This is a genomic window from Methylophilus sp. 5, from assembly GCF_000515275.1.
Classification (GTDB): Bacteria; Pseudomonadota; Gammaproteobacteria; order Burkholderiales; family Methylophilaceae; genus Methylophilus.
This window is the reverse complement of sequence record NZ_KI911560.1, coordinates 2034273-2050621: the sequence shown is the minus strand read 5'-3', so window position 1 is coordinate 2050621 and position 16349 is coordinate 2034273. Positions and strand designations below refer to the sequence as shown.

At 39.2% G+C, this 16349-nt stretch carries 15 protein-coding genes and 1 pseudogene; 9 read left to right on the top strand and 7 right to left on the bottom strand.

The features are described 5' to 3' along the window. Window positions 1-448 precede the first annotated feature (448 nt). The 4 genes from METH5_RS0109820 to METH5_RS0109805 all read left to right on the top strand — a co-directional run bounded on the left by METH5_RS0109820 (window position 449) and on the right by METH5_RS0109805 (window position 4041). Complete coding sequence (locus METH5_RS0109820) at window positions 449-661, top strand: MbcA/ParS/Xre antitoxin family protein (RefSeq protein WP_029148335.1); 213 nt, start codon at window positions 449-451, stop codon at window positions 659-661. A gap of 33 nt (window positions 662-694) precedes the next feature. After that, entirely contained in the window at window positions 695-1324 is a 630-nt protein-coding gene (locus METH5_RS0109815) for an ETEC_3214 domain-containing protein (RefSeq protein WP_157381510.1), read from the top strand. Between the two features lie 424 nt (window positions 1325-1748). Next, the gene (locus METH5_RS0109810; RefSeq protein ID WP_029148333.1) at window positions 1749-3224 is read left to right on the top strand and encodes an AAA family ATPase; all 1476 of its coding nucleotides are present in this window, start codon (window positions 1749-1751) and stop codon (window positions 3222-3224) included. A gap of 175 nt (window positions 3225-3399) precedes the next feature. Next, the gene (locus METH5_RS0109805) at window positions 3400-4041 is read left to right on the top strand and encodes a hypothetical protein (protein WP_157381509.1); all 642 of its coding nucleotides are present in this window, start codon (window positions 3400-3402) and stop codon (window positions 4039-4041) included. Window positions 4042-4046: 5 nt separating this feature from the next. Here METH5_RS0109805 and METH5_RS0109800 read toward each other — a convergent pair whose 3' ends face one another. From METH5_RS0109800 to METH5_RS0109790, 3 genes are read right to left on the bottom strand one after another with little or no spacing between them, the layout of a single operon-like run. Next, a complete protein-coding gene (locus METH5_RS0109800) occupies window positions 4047-4607 on the bottom strand; it encodes a hypothetical protein (RefSeq protein WP_029148331.1) in 561 nt (186 codons plus the stop codon). A gap of 2 nt (window positions 4608-4609) precedes the next feature. Then, a complete protein-coding gene (locus tag METH5_RS0109795) occupies window positions 4610-7057 on the bottom strand; it encodes an AAA family ATPase (RefSeq protein ID WP_198290690.1) in 2448 nt (815 codons plus the stop codon). Window positions 7058-7065: 8 nt separating this feature from the next. Continuing rightward, window positions 7066-7254, bottom strand: a complete 189-nt coding sequence (locus METH5_RS0109790) for a hypothetical protein (RefSeq protein WP_029148329.1) — start codon at window positions 7252-7254, stop codon at window positions 7066-7068. Window positions 7255-7547: 293 nt separating this feature from the next. On the opposite strand from METH5_RS0109790, the gene METH5_RS0109785 reads away from it, so the two are divergent. Next, a complete protein-coding gene (locus tag METH5_RS0109785; RefSeq protein ID WP_029148328.1) occupies window positions 7548-8723 on the top strand; it encodes a hypothetical protein in 1176 nt (391 codons plus the stop codon). A gap of 267 nt (window positions 8724-8990) precedes the next feature. Next, a pseudogene (locus tag METH5_RS15595) lies at window positions 8991-9864 on the top strand (integrase core domain-containing protein). A gap of 437 nt (window positions 9865-10301) precedes the next feature. On the opposite strand, the gene METH5_RS0109765 reads toward METH5_RS15595, so the two are convergent. From METH5_RS0109765 to METH5_RS0109755, 3 genes are read right to left on the bottom strand one after another with little or no spacing between them, the layout of a single operon-like run. Further along, the gene (locus tag METH5_RS0109765; protein WP_029148326.1) at window positions 10302-10757 is read right to left on the bottom strand and encodes a DUF6527 family protein; all 456 of its coding nucleotides are present in this window, start codon (window positions 10755-10757) and stop codon (window positions 10302-10304) included. 7 nt (window positions 10758-10764) lie between these two features. After that, window positions 10765-11964 (bottom strand): ThiF family adenylyltransferase, encoded by a 1200-nt coding sequence (locus METH5_RS0109760; RefSeq protein WP_051412928.1) that lies wholly within the window; start codon window positions 11962-11964, stop codon window positions 10765-10767. Then, window positions 11936-12253, bottom strand: a complete 318-nt coding sequence (locus METH5_RS0109755; RefSeq protein WP_081726729.1) for a multiubiquitin domain-containing protein — start codon at window positions 12251-12253, stop codon at window positions 11936-11938. The genes METH5_RS0109760 and METH5_RS0109755 overlap by 29 nt, the downstream gene beginning before the upstream one ends. Before the next feature lie 24 nt (window positions 12254-12277). Between METH5_RS0109755 and METH5_RS0109750 the strand changes: the two genes are divergently transcribed. From METH5_RS0109750 to METH5_RS14965, 3 genes are all read left to right on the top strand, one after another. Next, a complete protein-coding gene (locus METH5_RS0109750; RefSeq protein ID WP_029148323.1) occupies window positions 12278-13441 on the top strand; it encodes a patatin-like phospholipase family protein in 1164 nt (387 codons plus the stop codon). A gap of 41 nt (window positions 13442-13482) precedes the next feature. Continuing rightward, the gene (locus METH5_RS0109745; RefSeq protein WP_029148322.1) at window positions 13483-14124 is read left to right on the top strand and encodes a hypothetical protein; all 642 of its coding nucleotides are present in this window, start codon (window positions 13483-13485) and stop codon (window positions 14122-14124) included. A 277-nt stretch (window positions 14125-14401) separates the two neighbouring features. Further along, window positions 14402-14746 (top strand): XRE family transcriptional regulator, encoded by a 345-nt coding sequence (locus tag METH5_RS14965; protein WP_036307790.1) that lies wholly within the window; start codon window positions 14402-14404, stop codon window positions 14744-14746. Between the two features lie 172 nt (window positions 14747-14918). Here the strand turns inward: METH5_RS14965 and METH5_RS0109735 are convergent, their stop codons facing one another. Beyond that, window positions 14919-16343 carry a TolC family outer membrane protein gene (locus METH5_RS0109735; RefSeq protein ID WP_029148321.1) on the bottom strand — a complete coding sequence of 475 codons (1425 nt, stop codon included), beginning with the start codon at window positions 16341-16343 and terminating at the stop codon, window positions 14919-14921. Window positions 16344-16349 lie beyond the last annotated feature (6 nt).

Here is a 16349-nt window from a genome sequence, read left to right as displayed (position 1 = left end):
TGTGATCAAAAACGGCTATTTAAAGTGTCTTTTCAGCGCTTGGAGCCGAGGCGTGAGAGCGACAATAGTGGATCACTCACAGCAACGATCATGATCTGGCTTTACTGTTTCGGAGACAGCGCTCATCAAGTAGAAGGCTGTTTATCAGAGGATCATCATGGGGCATGAGGTCAACTCACTGCGTTTGAACCAGGGCGGCGCTTGCAGAAAAATCTACGTGATACATCGATGCCGAACATTAATCACTCGATTAAATTGATCCCATGTTTTGCGACATTAAAGTTGGTAACCGTAAACTCAGTTTATTCAAGCACATAGAATTATCAACAAATTACATTAAAGATGGTAACCAAAAAAATCAAATTCCCAGCAAAGTTTTCTAGTCTGAAATGCCTTTAAAATATATGATTAGATTATCTTCGGTTGAATTCAATACGCTTGATAGCTTATGAAACACAATTTACCAACAAATAAATCTAATACGGAAATTTACACCCTAGCCCAAGAAGTATTTGGTTCGAGTGTTGAAGCTGATGCATGGTTAAATGAAGTACATGCACTACTTGGTGGTATAAGTCCAATTGATTACATGAAAACTGAAAACGGTAAATTAGAAGTTCAAAAAATCCTAACTGCGATTCTTTATGGCCACACTGCCTAGATGATTTCTAACAATCGACTTATGGGGGGGTATGTGATTGAGTCACTTTTGATCTCACTTGGTAAATCGCTCATTTCTCCATTGTTAAAGCTTATATCGTGGGCATATGGTAGATTCAAAAGACCAAATATTGAGCTAAAAAGAGCACCTTCAAATTTATTTGATCACATTAAGCCTGGCCGATCCGCAGAAAAAATGCGGGAGATATTAGGTGCTCCTCACAGAAAATATGCCGATCAATACCTGTACAAATTCAAAGATGTTTGTGTACAAGTATCCGTCCATAACGACGAATATATCCAGTCTGTTTCCATGGCATTGTCTAGAGTATCAAAACTAGGTAGATTTAAAATTTCGCCCTTAGATTTTACCTTGGGCAAAACAACCTTCTTAGAGGTTCTGAAAGAGAATTCTGTTATAGAATCAGACTCATCAAGCAAGTTTTATCACTATTGGACAAAGGCTTACTACGGTTTTCCAGGAGCATACCTCTACTATACTTTTGGAATCCTTGTGGCTCCAGGAGTCGCTTCTCCATCTGATGAATTTTGGTCCCCAAACCTGCATAATAGATCTGAAATTCCAAAAGATAAAAAAATAAACTGGGTTAGTATTTCCCACTCTGATGATCTACCGTCATTTGACTATCTTGGTTTCATGTAAAGATGTGAAAATCAACGTGTAGCTAACCTCGACTTTCCTAGAGATTTTTAAATTTAAAAACTAGTTTCAAGAATTATCAATTGGAAAATCAAGAGTCTTTCCAAAGGTGCGCTTCTATCTAACCAGTGACTCAATATGAGCCTGTCAATTTTGAATTGTGGAGAGTAATATGCTCTTGTAGAAAATACAATTATGACTAATCACAAAATATAAGAGTTAGTGATGACAGAGTGAATCGCAACTAATTAACTAGACATCTGTAAACAGTATTTGAAACAAAATAATCGCCCAGTAAAGCGGGGGATGTCCATTTATCAGTCACAAATATTTAAAGTTTAATCTTTAAAAATCCTTGCGAGATATATTCCCAGCAACTTAAAAGTAATTTAGTATTAATTGATATTCATACTAAATAATAAAATATATGAGAGTCCGTGCCATATACACTGAAAAGGGGCCATTTCCTGATTCCTTTGTACTTCAGGAAAAACTAGACAATCAGTCAAATTGGATCACAGTACTAATTGGACAAAATGGAAGCCGTAAGAGTTTGTTGTTACGGCTGATTTGCGACGCAGCCTTAAAAAGAAAGTCTTATTACTCCCATGGCCACACAACACTGAAAATCGGCTTAGAAAGCTCTAATGGATCGCCAAGAAAAGTCATTGCTTTATCTGGGACTCCATTAGATAGATTTCCCAGGGGAGGTGCTGATGAGCTTACAAACTATAAAAGTATATACGATGAGCTACCGTATTTTTACTTTGGACAAAGAGCTTCAAATGGTATGGTCGGAACAAATCAGAGCCTAAGAAATTTAGGCAGGGTGTATTTGAAATATTCCAGTCAACTTATTCATAAATCTAAGCCACTCAACGCGATATTTGCTCATTTAGGGCTGTCTTCTACATTAGGCTTTAAATTCAGGCGGAATAGGAAAATCGAAATAATCAAAGATGGTAAAAGAGTATTTTCGATAGATGCCTTCCGGAAGAGATTAGAAGAGATTACTAAAACACTAACTAACTTGGAGAGGCCCACTTCTCAGTCACAGGCAGAAATTTCAACGCTCTTAGATTTTTTAAATACTGACTCTGAATTTCGAAAAGAATTTATTGAGACTCTAAAGTCACTGGATGCGAATACAGTTGAACTAACGCTATCCGCAGATAATTTTCAACTTTATCCAGGTAAATACAAATTTGAAACTTCAATTTGGAGATACGCCTTATGGACTGGAATTGTAGAAATTGATGGTTTGACATTTTATAAACGACCTAATACGAATCAAAATAATAGCCAAGTGGTTGGTGAGATTTACACTGAAAGTGATTTAAGTTCAGGTCAATGGAATTGGTTATCAAGCCTTGTTGGACTGACATTAGAGCTTGAGGATAACTCTCTTGTACTAATAGATGAACCAGAAAATAGTCTGCATCCTAATTGGCAGAGAGACTATATTTCAATGTTAGTCACGGCTCTTGAATCTCAAAACAAATGCCATGCAATAATCGCGACCCACTCCGCATTTATAGCATCTGGAATATCTGACTCTATAGGTAACATCATCTCATTGACCGCAGACCCTTTAGAGCTTTCAAAAACTGGAAACGTAGTCAATCCAAAGCCTATTGAAATTGGATATGGATGGAACTCAAATGATGTGTATCAGGATATTTTTGGAATGGACTCTACTAGAGCTCCAGATTTAATCCAAAAAGCCAATTATGCATTAGGTCTAATTCGAGAGGGAATAAGTAGCAACTCAAAGGAGTTAATGCCATTAGCTGTGGAGTTATTTAACGAAGCTCAAAATTTACCTGTCCATGACTCAATGAGAAATGTATTAGAGTCGATTCTCACAGCGGTTAAAGATGTAAATAAAAATGATAATAAATGATAAGGTTGCACTTTGTGAACAAGTGGATATCTCAACCATAGATCCTGGTTTGTTAATGTCGGTCAGATCATCACAGGGGCAGGATTGGACTACTTTGATACCGAGCATCATAGCTTATCGCAAGCAGCTATTAGACTTACAAAATTGGCGATGTGCGTATTGCCAGATTCCAATCATGTCTGATGAAAATGGAATTCGCGAGCTTGATCATATACTGCCCAAAAATCCATCCAAGACTCGTACCCAAAATAAACGCGTCAGTTCAGCTTATAAAGACCGAAGGCATACTAATGGATACAGTGCATTTACATATGAACCTCTGAACTTAGTCATAACATGTAAGCAATGTAATACTTACAAGGGACTTTTTGACCCCTTAAGAAATAGACACTTACCTATCCAAAGCTATCCTATATCTGCTGATGCTTTTGACTCAATCCACCCTCACTTTCATAGATATTCCCAACATATAAATATTTTCCAAGGATGGATATACGAAGGAGTTACCAGTCAAGGAAAATTCTTAATCGGTTGTTGCAAATTGGATGAGGCTGAAGTCTTAGCAAGAAGAAAACTGGCTACAGCATATACTGCGCAATCCATAAATTTGATAGATTGTTTGTGGAAGTTTGTTGGAGCCCGACACGCACTAACCATACCTGAATGTGCTGCCTCAATTAGCGACACTTTCAAAATTCCTTATAATGAAGCCTTTCACCTTGTGTCAGTTTGGTTTCTCGAGGAAACCATGACAGAGGGATTTACGCGCGCCCTAGATGCTGCCAAGCCATATATTAACAATCAAAAACGGCATTGAATGTATTAATTTTTCACCAAATCTGAAGCGGCGCGTGTGAGCACGTAAATGCTACCACCCTTTCCATTGTACTCATGTAGCAAAAGACCAAGCTTAATCAATTGATTGAAATCATCGGCCGCAAATTGTGGTTCTGATAAGTCTAATTTTCCACTCGCATCAGTAAATTGGAAAATTGAAAATCCGTGTAATTTCATTTCCAACGCCCTGGTAGCTCTGGCATCCCGGAACTGCTCCAAAATACTTACAGCCTGCTTAGATAAAGAAGCAGTTGGATTTATTGCCTTAGCAAGAGAATCAAAACCTTGGATAGTACTAGCATAGGATGTAATTGCTCGTTCGATTTTTTCCAACTTTTCAGAGATCATTTTATGATCTTCTTTTAACAAAGATCTTAGTTCATTAGTAGCACCAATATTTTGGTCAATAAGAGTTTTAACTTGGTGGTGGTTTTTCTTAATTAGCCACGCCATGAAGTCATTAAATTCCACTTGGTCACGGGACTCTTTCTCCGAGAAGTATTGGCCAATTAATGAAACTAATGTTGCAAATGATTCAGCTAACATAACTATATCCCGGTTTTCTTTTGTAAATTGATATTCATATCTCCGCAATTGCATCTTAATGACTCAGGATTACCAAATGCTGGAGTAGCATAAAACAATGAATTACAGCTTTGGCATTTGAACTTGTCTACAAGAGCTTTATAAGCTTGTACAACTGGCTCAAAATCTTGCTTTTGCAGATTTGCCCATTCATTGTAATGAACCGCAGCATTCAACTGCCATTGATCTATTTGTGTTTCTTTTTGAGTAGCATCAAACGCCTTTTCAAATGCCTCAATTTTGGCCAAATTTTCTTTTTGTCCCCAAGAGGATGCAGCATCTTTCCCTTTCTTGACTAAGTTTTTCAACATTGAAATCGCATTAGGTAGAAGTTCGCCTAAACTGAAATGCGCATCACTCTTAAACTCAACCTTTGCTCGAATATTGTGACAAACCTCCTTTGAGAAATATTCGAGGAAATTTCTTAGGGTTGCAGCAGCAGAGCTAATATTGTTCTGTGTAATTGCATTATCGATTTCTTCCCAAACGTCTTTACTATCCCATTGCGTTGGCCCTAAATCTACAGTCCAGTTTCTAAAGTGAACAAAGCCTTTATTATCGATAAGACCATTGGTTCTCATATGCTTTAACCAAATCTCATCATGCGTAGTGATAATGAACTGAGTAGCAGAGAAATTGTTCCGGATCATTTTACTTACTTCACGCCTGTGCCCTGAGTCAACAGACATAAGTACATCATCTAACACAGCAAAATTGAATGAATCACCTGAAAGATGACTCATCAAAGCCAGATATAAACATAGCCCCATGCCGTCTTGATGGCCTTCACTGTGATATGCACCTGGTGGGAAATATCCGCGACCATAGAAATCAACATCAAATCCAAGCTTGCCAAGTGATGGTTTTAATTTGGCTTGGAAATTAGTTTCATCATCCTGATTAATTTCTCGGTATAACTTGCTAAATGTTTCTTGAACGTTGTTATAAATATTTTCGAGAGCTTGTGTAGTCACATTGCCGTATGTTTCTAAAACAAATGCAGATGTGTTGGCTTTATTTTGAGCGCTTTTAACTTTCAACCTTGCACTTCGTAAGTTTTCTAACTTTTCAGTCGCAATAACCAGATAATCTCTGGCTGCATCTTGTTGGCTTGGCTCTGGTAATTGATTTACAGCCTGTTGTATCAAACTGATATTGGTCAAGACATCATCAGGAATTGAGCTTATCTTATCCACCGCATCTAATGTCTTACTTATAGGAAGAATTTCAGAAAGATGTGGCTTTATTGAATTTAAATCGAAAACATACGAATTGAGGGTCGAACACTCTATTGTTGGTTGTAATAACCCTCCAAGGTTTGCTATGGATGAAATTTGATTACTTATATCAGTTACTTTATTCAAAACAGGAGATAGTTTTTTTCCAACCGCTACTTTTTGAGCATTAATGGCTTTAAATTGGGCTAGTTTATCTTGGATTTTTTGTGCAAATTCTTCAGGCGACCAAGGCGTATCGCAAACTGGACATAGTGAGTTGTCGTATGCAGCCAGGGCATCCTCCAAGAGTTTTTCTTTTGAAGCGTATTGAAGAAATGTTTCATTCCCTGCGAGTGTGTTTAAACCTTCTCGAATCAGCTTATTTTGTTCTTGAAATTCAGGATCTGATATAAAACTAATGTTTTTCTGCAACCTCTCTAACTGAGCCATTGCCTGTGCTTTTACAATTTTACTTGCCTGAGTTGTAGTTACCGTCCCAATCCCATCTTTTAGGGAAGTCGTGGCATCAAAAGCCACAATCGGTGGGAGGCCAAGTATTGTGCGTCTTTGATTCGCCGCCTCAAGGAGTGCTGCAGAATTTAAGACGGGTATTTGCATTGCCAGTCTTAGAGCTGCAGTTGCGTCTTCGGAGCTTCGTTCATAGTTAGTTAAATCTCGTTTGCAACTATTCGCAATTTTCTGCAGTAAAGTTCGAACAGATTCTATTTCATCCAATCTGAGTAAGCTCTGTACTTCTTTTGCACGCTGCCCTGGTTCAGCTAAGATATATTTAATGAGCTCACGTCTAGATAAAACAAATTCTGGGTGAGTTGATATTTTCCCTAACAAAGCCAATACATCAGGATCGTTTGGTGAGATTGTTGGGTCCTTCGGATTCTTGACAGTGCGCTTTATAACAACTATTTTTCCAGTAGCTTGAATTGTGATCTTCAAACTGACGAATGCAACTTCAGGATTGTTTCTTCGATCAACATGAGGGCCATGTTCCTTTACTGAAAGGCCTCTAGTACCTGAACCCGACAATCTGGAAATGTTACCGGTTAGTGCAAACTCTAATGCATCCACGATACCGCTTTTACCAGTGCCATTAGGACCACAAATAGCAAAATTCTTACCTCGCAACTCCATTGTCAGGTCTCGAATTCCTCTGAACTCCTTAATTTGTATTTCCAAAGCCCGGATCATAATGGCTCTTCTCCAAACATGGCTTTTCTAATTTCCACCTCAGACAATTTAGATTGCAGAATCACATTCTGAAGCTCAGATGCAATTGACTCATAACCCTCATTTCTTTTTAGATCATCTAGAAATTCCTGAATAATCTGTTGGCTAATACTGCTATGTTGTAAATTAGTATCCTCATCTGCCATATTTTCATCTCTGCTCTATTATGCGGTTCAAGATTTGCCTTATTTGCTTGCACAAATATACTCGCCAAACTAATCTTAAGGTTAAATTTTGTAGGAATATCTTACCGAATGTTCAAACTAACATCAGCATATAAGATTTTCTATAAAACTTTATTAGGTAAAAAATGATTGCTCGAGCTGACATAAGTGACTCATTGACTCACTTAACGAAATCAACCAGTATTTTCGTTTCAATGCTATTAATAGCTTTATATTAATTGGGCGATTAATCAAATCAAATGAATCTCACGCCTATGAAGTCATCAACTTTGAATACTTTACTCGTATCTAAAGCAATTTATTATGAAACCAGAGACTTAATAAATTCCGGGAATAAGCACAAATGTACAGCTGGTATTATCCTGCTCCAAGACTTTGTTGAGCTTGTTATTCTGGCTGCTCTAGATGAGTTAAACGTTGACGAGCAAAGAAACCTAGAGTCTAAATCTTTTGACGAGTTGATAGGCGAGCTAAAAAAGCAAGGTGTACCTACAATCAAATTGGGAACAATTAAAGCGCTGAATAAACAGCGAGTGATTGCAAAGCACTATGGCCAATTAAGCGAACCTGAATCTGTCGTAAATTATTTCAATACCGCCGATTTATTTGTAGACACTATCCTGAAGCATGTATTTGGTAAAAGTCTTCCTGAAATCTTCATGACCGACCTATTAAAAGAAGGTCACATCAAAAAAACTGTAGTGAACGCAATTGAGTTATCGAAGAAAGAGCTATTCATCGATGCTTTGATCGAGCTCCGTAAGACCTTCTATCTTGCATATGAGCAAGACTATTCAATCTACCATTGGAAAAATGTAAATGATGAAATTATGAGTCCAGCAGCGAGATGGGGGTTATATCTGTTAACTGGTAGTAAAGCTCCGTATCAAAAGCGAAATACAAAATGGATTAATGAAAATGTTTTTAAGCCAACCGATTACGTGCAAATTGATTATGAACAATTAAAATTTGATTGTATTGAATTAGGATTAAGCACAGTTCACGTGGAGAATTTTAGAAGATTGACCCCAGAAGTCGTACAAACAGATCATGATCATTGGCACAGTCGCTATGAAAGCAATTATGTGGCTAATGAAGCTAATATAGAAAACTTTAACTATTGCCTGGATTTACTTCTTGAGTTCCTTCTTAAAAAACAAGAGTTTGATTCCAAGCGAAAATGGCCTAAGCGAGAAAAATCCATTCCTGCGCCGCCCATTTATGTTGGTAAACAAGTTTATGTAAAACCTAGCCAGACTGCTGAAGCTATAGAAGTAGTCAAATCTGATTTTTATTATGAAGTGCTTGAAATTGTTACGGGTTTCGATTCTGAGGAAAGATTTTTGTATATACATCTCTATCAAGAACCTAAAAATGGAGTGCCTGCAAAATCTTTTCGAGGATATCTATTAATTGAAGACACCGTTTAGACGATTGATTGAACTGCTCTTCAAAGCCAATCGGAGATAATAAGTTATTGCCAAACTAGACCAATTCGAGAAAGAGTATTAAAATAACTTTAACAACTAACCCATGGTGTATTGTGGCTTGACCACTCTGGCTTTGGGGGAAAAGGCCAGCGAAAGCTGGTTTTTTCATTTCTAGCCCATTCAGTAGTCCTTAGCAATACCGACGTCCCCCCGACTTGAGTAGCATTTGATATTAGAGTCCAATCCCAACTATGAAGGAGATTGGACATGAAAAAGCGTTTTACAGAAGAACAGATTATTGGATTTTTGCGGGAAGTCGATAGTGGCTTGTCTGTTAAAGACCTCTGTCGCCGCCATGGCTTTTCCGAAGCAAGTTATTATCTTTGGCGCAGCAAGTTTAGTGGCATGGATGTGGCGGATGCGAAGCGGTTAAAAACCCTTGAAAGCGAAAACGCCAGGCTGAAGAAGCTGTTGGCAGAAGCGATGCTTGAAAACGAAGCTGTTCGTGAGGTGCTTCGAAAAAAGTGGTAAAGGCATCGGCACGAAGAGAGGTTGTGCGTGCACTGATAGGTCATAAGTTAAGTGAGCGGCACGCGCTTCGTATCGTCGGCATGAGTGCCAGTGCCTATCGTTATCAACCGGTTCCGGATAACAATCATGCTCTAAGAGAACAAATTATTGCTTTAGCGCACCGGCATCGTCGATATGGTGCAGGGATGATTTACTTAAAGCTGCGACAAGCGGGACTGAAGGTTAATCATAAGCGTGTCGACAGAATTTACGCTGAAGCAGGCCTTCACCAAAGGCGATACGCACAGACAATGGTAAGGAGTTTTGTGGGCGAATCATGCTGAACTGGGCTCATGCTCGTGGTGTGAAGCTATTCCTGATTCAGCCTGGCAAGCCTAACCAGAATGCCTATATTGAATCCTTTAATGGCAGACTGAGGGATGAGTGTTTAAATGAGCACTGGTTCACCAGTCTGGCACAAGCGACTGTGATCATTGAAACGTGGCGGCGGGAGTACAACGAAGAAAGACCCAAAAAAGGTTTAGGGGGACTGACGCCCTCTGCATATGCGAAAAAACTAACAGAAAAATCGGTTATATTAACCAAGGACTCTAATTCACAGTGCTACTGAAAATTGGGGGGACGTCGCCTATGCAGGTACATCTGCAGATAATGGCAAAAAACTGCTTGATGTATTAGCACCAAATGCAACTTGGACAGAATCTGCTGGATTCCGCCATGGAGGAACCTATGTTGACTGCTGTTGCAGTTTATAGGTATCTACATGTATTACATGCTGCAATTTATGACGTCGTTTCGTTGCAATATCTGATGGATATTCAGTGAGTAAGCCACTGATTGATAGTGCTGATTAGTAGCATCTTTTGCATGCAAGCACATAAATTTAGCCAAACAGGTTTCTGAAGCCAATTTCACTCTTGATGGAGACTTGAGATCTCTAGTTGCGTAAATTATATAAATCTCTAGTGATTATTTGAATTTCAACAAGACTACCATCACACTGGATAAGTAATAGACCAATATCCAATAGCAATCTACCCCACCAGTTTATGAAAAAATGTTTTTCAACCAGTTTTTAATGCTCTCAAATAAACTAGGGGGTTGCGGCGTCTCAATTTGTGTTCGAGGTTGCAGAGTTAGCTTGATACGTTCAAGATTAACTTGGTCGATTTCATTTTCCTTATCAATAGCATCTCTTCGCCTTACAGATTTAATTTCTGCTTCACTGAATTCCCTAGACCAATCAATGGTATTGTTGGTAATCCAATAATGAGATTTACATGGAAAATCCCAATTTCCAATGGATGGTCTAAGGCTTACCGAGTTACCCTTGACCTTCAAGCTCCAACTTGCAGGTGATAAGGGTGTGACCACCTTGTTGCCGCAGCCGCAAGCGCATAAATGGGCTGCGATGGAATATTTCTCACTGACATAAAGTTTGCCCGCTTTTAGTTCTTTGGGAATAAATTCGACATACTCAGGTGTGATAGTTTCAATTTTCATATGAAAATCAATCCTTCTTATTTCTGTTTAATGACATGAAATTAACTGTAAACAGAGCATTCGTAAAATCGAAGTCATCTCTATAAAACTTAGAGAACTGTTTCCACTTCATCACTGCTAATTGCGCATTTAATGCGTTCATATCGGCAATCTGTATATTGAGTTTATATACTGCATCCTCTTCATTGCCATCACTCAATGGCACATTCTGCTCAAAAAATGCTTCTGAACCTGGTTGGTAGAGAGTGGCTCTGCATGCGCCCGCCAGTTGTTGTATGTTTTTATCAATATAAAGATTCATACCAACGTCGATAAACGGAATACTTTGGGCTTTGAGATGCTCATAAATCAGTTTGCGCGTCGTTCCATTATCAACGCTTAAGAAAACAAAATTGAAATCTGTTAACTCATGAAGGTTAGTGGCATCGAGATGATGAGGATGCTCAAATATTCCTGTATGCATCGCCTGATACTTGGTTTTGAAGTATCGAGTTTTAGGCTGATTTAACGAAATCTCCTCGAATGTAGCAGCCCCTGGGGCTCGAAAAGCATTATGCTGCTCAAAAACATCACCATCAAAGAGATGAATTTCTTTCACAGGAGTTTTGGCCAGTTGATCGAGAATGTATGACCCGGTACCGCCAACACCTACGACTGCAATTCTTTGATGCTCTAAACGTGCAGTGATAGCTTTAATCTCGGCCCTTACAGATGCAGTGTCAGAGTACGCAAATGGCCCTGTTGATTCCGGCATTATTTCAGCATCATTCCCTAGATCTTTCGCGTCTACAGAACTATCAATTACCTTTGCTTGCGCTTGTATCAAGTATAGGTAATGCGTGAGTTTACAGTAGTAGTTTGGATAGCTATCGACTCCAACTGGTTTATTAGAGAATCGATGTTTTATAGTACATCCTGGATATATTTCCCGTACCCCATCCTCATTTCTGAAGGGTTCGATTGGAACTCCATTCGATAAGCAGGGATACTCCTCCGTCCACCATACTTGATGGTTTTCAGGTGGCTGGATAATGCCGGCGTTTGAGATGTAAGGACAAATCAACGTTCCTCTTGAAACAATTTTTGAGGAAGTAACGAAAGGAACGTTGAGGATCTTAATATGACCCTGTTCTACGACTACCTTAAATCCATCATCAATTAATTGCGTTAATCCAAGATCAGGACCTATAGGTTGCGATAACTTCAAATTTCATTCCATTCTGAACCGGTACTGATTGACCAAGTGCTAGAGGAGCTGTTGCACCATCAACAGTTGCATAAGATACATTATACAAAGTGTCAGGTTGACTACCTGGAAAAGCTATCTGTATAAGCTGTGCATACGTAATATCGGTATCAGTCCAAAACTCTTCTGTGCCATTGACGATGATTGATATTTTACTCATTCTTATTACTCCATTTCTTTGAAAATAATTAATAATATCTGATATCCTCTGCAAAGAAAATGAATGCTGGTTAAATAAAAAAGGACCCATTAAACCTACAAGGGGAGTTTATAGATGGTATCACCTAAAATGTACCAAACTATCATTTTAAGTGGCGGCGGGGCTAAGGGGCCGTATGGACTTGGAGTGTTGTTGGCTTTAGAAAAGTATCACACCAAATTCGAAAAAAATGTTCAGAAGATCTACTGTGGCTCATCGGTTGGAGCTTTGAATGCGACCATAGCTGCTCAAGGTGATTTAGGTGTTCTCAATAGCCTTTACAACACGATCAAAACTGAAGATATTTTAGGAACGAAAACATCAAAAGTCAAAGCTCATAAATTGGTATGGGCTCACTGGAGAAATAAGCCGTTTCATTATTTCGATAATACTGCTTTGAGAGAAACAATAAATAAATATGTAAAATTTGAGAAGCTTGCCAATTCTCATTTGTTAATTACTGCAACCAACTATATTACCGGGGAATTAGAAACTTTCTACATATCTAGTTTGATGGAGGAATACGTTCAACAAGATCCAGAGCATGACCCTGAGAGGCAACGTTTGACTCACTACCACAGAATAGAAAGTCAAGAAGATCTAGTGAATGCTCTTTTAGCTACAACAGCTATTCCGTTTTATTTCCCCCCGGTAACAATTGGCGATTCCAAATATATCGATGGCGGAATTGGCAACAATACTCCATTCAAACAAGCCGCATATTTTCAAAGATTTCTTGGGCGTGATGAATCGGTTAAGTTTGAACATGTAATAGCAGTAATAAATGATCCAACACGCTTTAGAATTGATAATAATGAACAGTGTGATATGTTCGGAGTAATTCGTCGTACGTTAGATATATTTAACAACGAATTAATGAGTGAGTCTCATTCCTCATGGGAAAGAATCAATGCTGATCTTAAAGTTGAAGAAGAACGTGATGATTTGGTAAACAGTCAAATTTCAACTTTTGTGGACATCGAAGTGGAAGTGCGTGGTGAGCTCGGAAAGAAAATAAGTACTGCAACCAGCACTCTGAAAAAAAAGCTTCCTCAAAGAAGATTTCCTTTACTGGTGATTCGACCTAACGAAGTCATCCATGAAGATATTCTAGATTTTGATCCAGTAAAATCTCAAAGAATAAAGCGTAATGGATTTGCCTCTTGTTTATCGGCGTTTCTTCAAAATGGCTGGATTAGAAGAGAGCATGAAAAAGATTGGAATAACGGAATTATTTAGTGTATTGAATGCATATTAAACTCATTTTAAGGAAAACTGGGATGTTCAAATATTTGCTTTGCCTATCATTTTTAGCTTTCGGATCAGCTCATGCTGTAGTAATCGACACAACCACAGGTGGATATTCATCCGTATCACCTTTTGGTGAGCCAACTACAGCAACTTATGGCCAAACAATTACAACTGATTCATCTGGTGGATATTTAGACAGCTTTTCCTTTTTCATGACGGGCTTAAATGAAGATTTCAAAGCTTATGTTTACAAATGGGATGGTTTTAAAGCCGCAGGAAATGCATTGTATGAGAGTGGCACAACATCCATTGGAAACCCTGGCAATACATTTCGGGAAGTAACTTTTAATCCGAATATTTTGCTATCAGGATCTTCTCAATATGTACTGTTTTTCTCAACTTCTGGCTTCCATGACGGTCAAGAAAACATAAATCGCTGGGGTTATGTGAATGATGAAAATGCATACATAGGAGGAAGCTTTGTATATGACAGAAGCGGAAATTATTTTTCACAATTGACTTCTAATACATGGGATAGCCATGGCAACGATGGCTGGGGAGATTTAGCCTTTAAAGTACAAATTATTGCTGTACCAGAACCTTCTTTGATATCGACCTTATTCTTTGGGATGGCAGTTCTTCTCATATCAGTTAGAAGAAAACACAAGTGACGATGTCAAACCCGGTAATTATAAATATCGCATCAAATATTAACGAACTCCACTATGGGAAGTGATTGAGCGTCAGTAATGGATGACACCCCCTCCTTTAAGCCGTAACAGGCTTCTCCTATCGTTGTGGCAAAATCATCTTCGGGATATGTTGAGGTTCAGAAAATACTAAGTACCATAAAGTATGGTGGAACGGTCTAAGCTCAAGCAGATCAAGAAATCAGGCTGAGATTCTGCCGAGGCATGTTTGTAAACCAATGAAAGAAACCAGTAAAAAATGACAAAAAAAATCTCTGATCTTCGTTTAAATATGAGCCCCGAATCGCAGTTATGCTCTCAAGCGATGACAGAAAAAATGTTGAGAGAAATACCATCGCATCAATTGAAGCAAGCACGTTACCTCTCTCAGCAGATGCTTGCTCAAGTATTGGATGTTCAACAATCATCAATTGCAAAATTAGAAAAACGCGCAGATATGTATTTATCCACTTTGCGGACTCATATTGAGGCGATGGGCGGCGAACTAGAAATTATTGCTCACTTTCCTTATGGCAGAGTGAGAGTAAGTCACTTTTCAAACTTGGAAATTGAACTAGAGCCTGGCAAGAGCAGGCATACTTGAATGCATGCGTCTTCGGTATCAATGACCGCTTTATCAACATGCATCAACCACGACAGTATCACCAATAGTGGAGGTATTTATTATGATCTATATATATTACTCTTCTAATGGCTGCTCTATGAACTCAATCTAGATACCCATAAACTGCAACCAATATAATGTGCTTTTTTGATTAAGATACAGCTAGCCACTGATTCACTTCATCTAAATCATCCTCACTTAGTAAACCGCTGCTGTACTTGAGCTTGAGCAAGCCTAGCAAGTAGGTGTAGTGCGTTTGCAGCAGTTCTCGTTTGGCGTTAAACACCTGCTGCTGCGCATTAAGTACATCCACATTAGTTCTAATACCTAATTTAAAGCTCTTAGTCGTCGAGGCCAGTTGGCTTTGGGTGGAGCGTAATGTTTGCTCGTTTGCATGTGCCTGGGCAATGCTGCTAGTGATTTCCAGATAAGCTTGTTTGGTATCGAGCTCTACCTTACGGCGGGCAGCTTCTATTTCTTCTTGAGCCTTCTGTTGTTTAACGATCGCTTCCCTGACCTTAGAGCTCACAGCACCGCCTTGATAGAGCGGAATTTGCAACTGCAAACCCACAGTGGTGTTATTTAAATCACTGCCAAAACCATTGATGCCGCCATTGGCATCTGTTCTGGTGTAGTTGGCCACAGCATCCAAGGTTGGCAAATGCCCAGCAGAATTAAGCTCCACGGCTTTATTTGCCAAGTCATAACTGATTTTTTTGAGTTGCACTGTAAGGTTGCTTTGAAGTGCCAAGTCCAACCACTTGCCCAAGGCCAACTGTGGCGTCGCGCTTGGCGTGCCTTTCATAGCTTCAGGCTGCTGCAGTGGAATATTTGGCTGTATTCCGTAAAGGCTGGCAGGATAGCGCCCTGTTAATAGTTTCAGTGCTTGTTTCTTATTTTCAATCTCGATGCTGACTGCAATTTCCTGAGACTGCACCACATCTAATTTAGCTTGAGCTTCATCTACATCGGTAATGGTAGACACACCATTTTTAAAGTTGGCTTTGGCTTGAGCAAGTTGAATGGCTATCGCATCTTTTTGTGCATGGTTGAGCACTAATTTATCTTGCGCTAACAGCACATCAAAATAAGCCTGTGCCGCTTTCATCAGTACATCCTGTCGATCCTGTTGTAGCTGCAAGTCGGCTTCATTGACCTCTAATTGTGAGGCCTGGTACTGAACGTAATTTTGCTTGCGGTACAAAGGCTGATTGATATTGATACCATAACTTAAGGTGTTAAAGCGCTCGGAGCGGTTATTGTTATTAAAGACGGTTTGCCCGGTATATTGAATACTGGTGTCTGAACGGTTGAGATTACCATTCAGGTTAACAGTGGGTAGCAATAATGCTTTGCCTTGCACCAGTTTCTCCTGGGCACCGATATTGGCGTAACGGGCCGCTGCCCATGTGGCGTCATTGGCTAAAGCAAGGGTATATATCTCCTTGAGGTTTAGTGCTGACTGAGGCGGTAGAGATGACGGTTGCTCTGTCGCCAATTGTGCATAGGACTCGGCATGCAACATACACGGTGCAGCACATAAAACCAATCCAACAGTGAGAGCATGTTTAAGCATTTTTAG